General features: G+C 54.0%; 5 protein-coding genes and 1 pseudogene. 3 read left to right on the forward strand and 3 right to left on the reverse strand.

Annotation, left to right across the window (positions count from 1 at the left end; translation table 11 throughout):
• Positions 1-1,599: carbamoyl-phosphate synthase large subunit (gene carB, locus Q0628_RS04160; protein ID WP_298768438.1), on the forward strand; the 1,599-nt coding region annotated here is incomplete at its 5' end.
• 15 nt (positions 1,600-1,614) lie between these two features.
• On the opposite strand, the gene Q0628_RS04165 is transcribed toward carB, so the two are convergent.
• A complete protein-coding gene (locus Q0628_RS04165; protein ID WP_298768440.1) occupies positions 1,615-3,072 on the reverse strand; it encodes an esterase in 1,458 nt (485 codons plus the stop codon).
• 150 nt (positions 3,073-3,222) lie between these two features.
• Between Q0628_RS04165 and Q0628_RS04170 the strand changes: the two genes are divergently transcribed.
• Positions 3,223-4,335 carry a cation diffusion facilitator family transporter gene (locus Q0628_RS04170; protein ID WP_298768442.1) on the forward strand — a complete coding sequence of 371 codons (1,113 nt, stop codon included), beginning with the start codon at positions 3,223-3,225 and terminating at the stop codon, positions 4,333-4,335.
• A gap of 26 nt (positions 4,336-4,361) precedes the next feature.
• On the opposite strand, the gene bioD is transcribed toward Q0628_RS04170, so the two are convergent.
• Complete coding sequence (gene bioD / locus Q0628_RS04175; protein WP_298768444.1) at positions 4,362-5,027, reverse strand: dethiobiotin synthase; 666 nt, start codon at positions 5,025-5,027, stop codon at positions 4,362-4,364.
• A gap of 47 nt (positions 5,028-5,074) precedes the next feature.
• Entirely contained in the window at positions 5,075-5,398 is a 324-nt protein-coding gene (locus tag Q0628_RS04180) for an aminotransferase class I/II-fold pyridoxal phosphate-dependent enzyme (protein WP_298768447.1), read from the reverse strand.
• On the opposite strand from Q0628_RS04180, the pseudogene Q0628_RS04185 reads away from it, so the two are divergent.
• Positions 5,378-5,764, forward strand: a pseudogene (locus Q0628_RS04185) (hypothetical protein); the annotation flags it as partial. The gene Q0628_RS04180 and the pseudogene Q0628_RS04185 overlap by 21 nt on opposite strands.

Here is a 5,764-nt window from a genome sequence, read left to right on the forward strand (position 1 = left end):
TCTGAGCCCGTCCGCGAAATTCCGGGTCACGGTCACAAGAAGCGCATTATGGTGCTGGGTGGCGGCCCGAACAGAATCGGTCAGGGTATCGAATTTGACTACTGCTGCTGCCACGCCGCCTTTACGCTGCGTCGCGAAGGCTACGAAGTCATCATGGTGAACTCCAACCCTGAAACGGTTTCCACCGACTACGATACATCCGACAAACTCTACTTTGAACCGCTCACGCTCGAAGACGTGATGGGCATATACGAACGCGAAAAGTGCGCGGGCGTCATCGTGCAATTCGGCGGCCAGACTCCGCTGAACCTCGCCATGCGCCTGAAGAAGGCCGGTGCAAATGTGGTCGGCACAAGCCCCGAAGACATCGACCTCGCCGAAGACCGCGACTTCTTCAAGCAGCTGGTTGACAAGGTCGGCATCAAGCAGGCCGAAAGCGGCATCGCCCACAACGTGGAAGAGGCCCTCGCCATCGTCGAGAAAATCGGCTACCCCGTTTTGGTGCGCCCGAGCTTCGTTCTCGGCGGCCGCGGCATGGTGATTGTCTACAAGGAAAAATACCTGCGCAAGTTCGTGGAAGAAGCCGCCGCCATTGGCGAAGGCAAGCCCATCCTCATCGACCGCTTCTTGGAAGACGCTACCGAACTCGACGTGGACTGCATCAGCGACGGCAAGCACACCGTGGTGGGCGCCATCATGGAACACGTGGAACCCGCAGGCATCCACTCCGGCGACTCCGCGAGCGTGATTCCGCCCATGACGCTCTCCAAGGAAATTCAGGACAAGGTCCGCGCCTACGCCAAGGAATTCGCGAAGGAACTCCACGTTTGCGGCCTCATGAACATGCAGCTCGCCGTCAAGGATGGCGAACTCTACATGATCGAAGTGAATCCGCGCGCATCGCGCACCGTGCCGTTCGTGTCCAAGTCCATCGGCGTCCCGCTCGCAAGCTACGCGAGTCGCTGCATGCTGGGCGAAACCCTCGAACAAATCGGCTTTACCGAAGAAGTCCACGTGCCTTACGTGAGCGTCAAGGAAGCCGTGTTCCCGTTCGTCAAGTTCCCGGGCGTGGACATCACGCTTTCTCCGGAAATGAAGTCTACCGGCGAAGTCATGAGCCTCGATCGCGACCGCGGCCTTGCCTACCTCAAGAGCCAGCTGGCATCGGGCAACAAAGTCCCGAGCCAGGGCAACATCTTCGTCTCGCTCAAGGACGAAGACAAGCAGAAGGCCGTTCCGCTCATCAAGCGCCTCGTAGACATGGGCTACCAGATTTACGCCACCCGCGGCACCTCGACGATGCTTTACAACGAAGGCATCAAGACCCGCGCCGTGTTCCGCATCTCCCGTGGCCGCCCGAACCTGCTGGACCTCATCCACGACAAGGAAGTGCAGTGGATCGTGAACACCACCGAGAACGGCGCCGAAGCCATGGTCGATGAAATCCAGATGCGCTCCAAGGCCGTCGTCTCCGGCATTCCAATCACGACGACCATCGCCGCCCTCACCTCCACTGTCGAAGGCCTCATGGACAAACACGACTTCGGAAGATTCGAAGTGTGCAGCTTGCAAGAGTATCATAGACACGTGAAGAAGTAAGCGAGTAGGAAGTCTTTAGAACTTCTCGAAAAATTCCCACGTAGCTTGCGGCACCCAGGACTGCTGCTGGCCGGGGTCCTTGTGGTCCCAGATGTGTCCGCCGCTCTGCGTGCACCAGCGAACAGGGAATCTTTCCTCGACGGTCGTGTAGTCGTAGCACTTGTGCGGGGCGTTGCGTTGGGCTTCTTCGGCGCGTTCGTTCTTCGCCTTGCCGCCTTCGGAGTTGAGCGTCAAGATGATGTCACGCGCGTTCCTGCCCATTTCAGGGGTGCACATGCCATCATCGAGGCCGAGCACACCCATCCAGCCGATTCCCATTTTCTTGCGCTGCGGGAGCCAGATGTTGCGTTCCGCGGTTTCGTAAACGGCCACTGCGCGGAGCACGTCCTGGTGGTTCCACGAAAGGCCGTTGCTGAACATGGCGCCGTAGCTGAATCCCGTGGAAAAAACGCGGCTCGAATCGATGCAGAAGTTGCCTTCGAGATATGCGAGGAGTTCGTCAAACAGGAGGTAATCATCCTGCCCCCAGGGCAGCTGGTTTCCATTGCCTTCGGGCGCAACGAATATCGCGGTTTCGTTCTTGTCAATCCACTTGAGGCCGTGATAGCCTTCGTCCTGCACGGCGCTTCCTGAACCGCCCATGCACTGCATTCCGAAAATGAGTTTGTACGGTTTGTTCTTGTCGTAACTTTTCGGCATGTCGATGCGCACGGTACGCACGCCTTTGCTCCACCTAAAGTCAATGTAGGGTTTGTCGCCACGATACTTGTAATCAAGCTTAGTGTCCTTGCCACAACCACGAGTGGGAACAGGGTCGTTCTTGAGGCCCCATCCGTATTCGTACTGCGGTTGCGGCGGAGCGGTTTTCTTAAGCGTAAGCGCAAGATTTGTGTCAAGATTGTCGAGCTTTACATTGAGGGTATCGAAACCGTCGGCAACAATGCGCAGATTGTCCGAATCGCCCACCTTGAGAAGCGCCTTTGCTCCAGACTTCGCGCCGAATGCCGTATTGAAACTTCCATCGGCGACAAACTGGAACGTTTGCGAAGCGCTACCTACGCGGACGCGCGCGAAGTACTTGCCCTGCGCTTTCACGGAAGACTTCATGTCAACCGTACCCGCGCCGTAGAGAGTTTCATTCAGCAGGCGGTTCCCGAACACGTCGAAAATCTGCACCTGTACCGGAGAAATTTGCCCCTGCGAAAACGATAGGACGCCGTTGTTCACGGAGAGAAATCCGACCGAGTTTCTGCCTGTCAGAGCCAGCTGTTCTTCGGCCTGATGAATCGTAAATGCACCCGAGGTATCTGTTTTCGCTTTGAGCCCTTTTTGAACAAGCGAAACATCTGCGTCTTGGACAGCCTTGCCGCCATCGTCGCTCACCTTGCCTGTCAGGGTAAACGCATTCGCCGTCACGACAGACAACGCCATAATAACGCCAACGGACACACCGATCCATAGAGCATGATTCATAAAACCACTCCTTTTTGATTTTCTATTCCAGAAAATACTTTTCAAGAAGCGGTTTAGTTCTTATGTAAACTTTTTTGCGTTGACAACGCTGTCCACAAAAATCCCAAAGGTCATTTATTTCTAATTTCCGTTAAAAAAGGATCAGATTTTATGAACGAAGCAGAAAACCGCCAAAAGGTCATTGTCCGTACAAGTATCATCGGCATCGCGGCAAACATCGTGCTGTCGGCATTCAAGGCATTCGTCGGCTTTGCAACCAACTCCATCGCCGTAACGCTCGATGCTGTAAACAACCTTTCCGATGCACTGTCTTCGGTCATTACGATTGTGGGCGCAAAGCTTTCGAACAAGTTGCCCGACAAAAAACATCCGCTCGGTTACGGGCGAATCGAATACCTGAGCGCGATGGTGGTCGCGGCAATCGTGCTCTACGCCGGCGGCACCTCGGCGGTGGAATCCGTCAAGAAAATCATCCACCCCGAAGCAGCGGATTACTCCACGGTTTCGCTGGTCATTATCGCTTCGGCGGTAGTGGTAAAACTCGTGCTCGGCAAATTCGTGAAACGCCAGGGCGAACGCGTGAATTCGGGTGCGCTCGTGGCATCGGGTGCAGACGCCCTGTTCGACGCCATTCTCTCCCTTTCGGTGCTGGCATCAGCCATCGTCTTCATCCTCACGGGAATTTCACTTGAAGCCTACGTGGGCCTCGTGATTTCAGGATTCATCATCAAGTCGGGCATCGGCATGCTCATCGAAACTCTGGACGACATTCTGGGCAAACGCGCCGACGGCGACCTGGTCAAGAAAATCAAGGCGCTACTCACCGAAGAACCGCAAGTCCGCGGAGCCTATGACGTCATCCTGAACAACTACGGCCCAGACAAGTTTCTCGGTTCTGTACACCTAGAACTCCCCGATACCATGACCGTCGAAGAAGTTGACGAACTCACCCGCAAGGTGCAAGCACGCGTACTCAAGGAAACCGGTGTGATTCTCACGGGCGTGGGAGTTTATTCGCACAATACCAAGAATGACGAAGCCGCCAAAATCCGCAGCAACGTTTTGAAGTTGGTGAAGGCGCATGAGTGGGCATTGCAGTTCCACGGCTTCTACGTGAACCTTGAAGAAAAGGCTATTCGTTTTGACGTGGTCATGAACTTCGAAATCAAGCCTCAAGAAGGTCTGGACATACTCCACAAGGAAATCAGCGAAGCCTACCCCGACTTCGATTTGCATATTGCCGCCGACATAGACGCATCGTAGCGCCGACTGATTTGTTCCTTTATTTTTTAAAACGGTTGCACACCTAAATCGGTGTCGCCGTTTTTTACTTTTGCAAGGATTTCAAGCCCCGTCAGGTCTTGCATCATGCGGATGTTGTCGTCTTCCATTTCCAGGTTACCGCTAGAGCCGTAGCGGTTCACAATGAGCCCGCGGATGGAAAGCCCGCAACTGCGAGCGTATTCCACCGTGAGCACGCAAGCGTTAATGGAGCCGAGGGCCGCTGTCGTAACAATAAGCAGCGGAAGGCCTAACGTTTTCATGATATCGACGAGGAATATTTTCTGGTCATCGTAGCGGATGGGGCAAATGATTCCGCCGCTGCCTTCGGCGAAAATGAATTCATGACGAGCGCAGGCCGCATCAAAATCATCTTTAACTTTCGCAAGTTCTACAGGATTGCCTTCTTTGCGGGCCGCGAGATGCGGCGAGACCGCTTCTTTATAGACATAGCTCACAAGTTGTTCTTGCGTATCGGAAAGATTCGCGATGCGTTTCACGTAATCGGCGTCACCTGCGACCCATTTGCCGTCGCGGAGTTCTGCGCCGCTGAGGGCCGCCTTGTAGTAACCTGCATCGATGCCGGAATCGCGCCATTTTTTAACGAGAAGGGCGGTAATGAATGTTTTGCCGACATCGGTTCCGGTGGCTGTGATGAAATAACCTTTGGACATAAAAAGTAAACAGTGGTTAGTGATTAGTGGTTAGGAATAGCGACGCTTCACAAGCAATCATTTATGATTTGAGCGATGGTTGTTGCGGCAGTTTGAAGCTGTTCGTGCGTGTGCGTTGCCATTAGGCTTGCGCGCAAGCGAGCTTGGCCCTTGGCGACGGTCGGATAACGAATCGCAGGAATGAGTATTCCCGCATTCTGGAGTGCAGCCGAAATTTCAAGCGCGCGGGCTTCGTCACCGATGACTATTGGAACAATCGCCGAAGGAGACTGTTCCACGTTCACGCCTTCATGCTGCAAGGCTTCGCAGAAAAATTTCACATTATCGCGCAGATTTTGAACGCGTTCAGGATGCGCATCGATGTAGCGCAAGTTATTGCAGGCTGCGGCGGCAACGGCAGTGGTGAGGATATTGATTTCGACGCAATAGGTGAAAAAATCGAAAATATGTCCGATGATGAGAAAACATTGGAAGAAATGGCAATGATCGGCGCGGAATGCAATAAGCAGGGAATGCAGTTGTTGTATCACAATCATGACTTTGAATTTGTAAAGCTGGACGGCGAATACGCACTGGATATTCTTTACAAGGCAGTTGCTCCGGAATATCTGCAGACCCAGCTGGATACCTGCTGGGTGAATGTCGGCGGTGAAGATCCCGCAGAATATGTGCTGAAATACAGCGGCAGAGCACCGGTGGTCCATCTGAAAGACTTTGTGATGCAGGGCAAGGAAAAG

The organism is uncultured Fibrobacter sp., from assembly GCF_937877005.1.
Taxonomy (GTDB): domain Bacteria; phylum Fibrobacterota; class Fibrobacteria; order Fibrobacterales; family Fibrobacteraceae; genus Fibrobacter.

What these genes read in the sequence shown, in the direction of transcription:
- bioD (WP_298768444.1), bottom strand. Translation starts at nt 5,027, where the DNA reads ATGTCCAAAGGTTATTTCATCACAGCCACCGGAACCGATGTCGGCAAA.
- Q0628_RS04165 (WP_298768440.1), bottom strand. Translation starts at nt 3,072, where the DNA reads ATGAATCATGCTCTATGGATCGGTGTGTCCGTTGGCGTTATTATGGCG.
- Q0628_RS04170 (WP_298768442.1), top strand. Translation starts at nt 3,223, where the DNA reads ATGAACGAAGCAGAAAACCGCCAAAAGGTCATTGTCCGTACAAGTATC.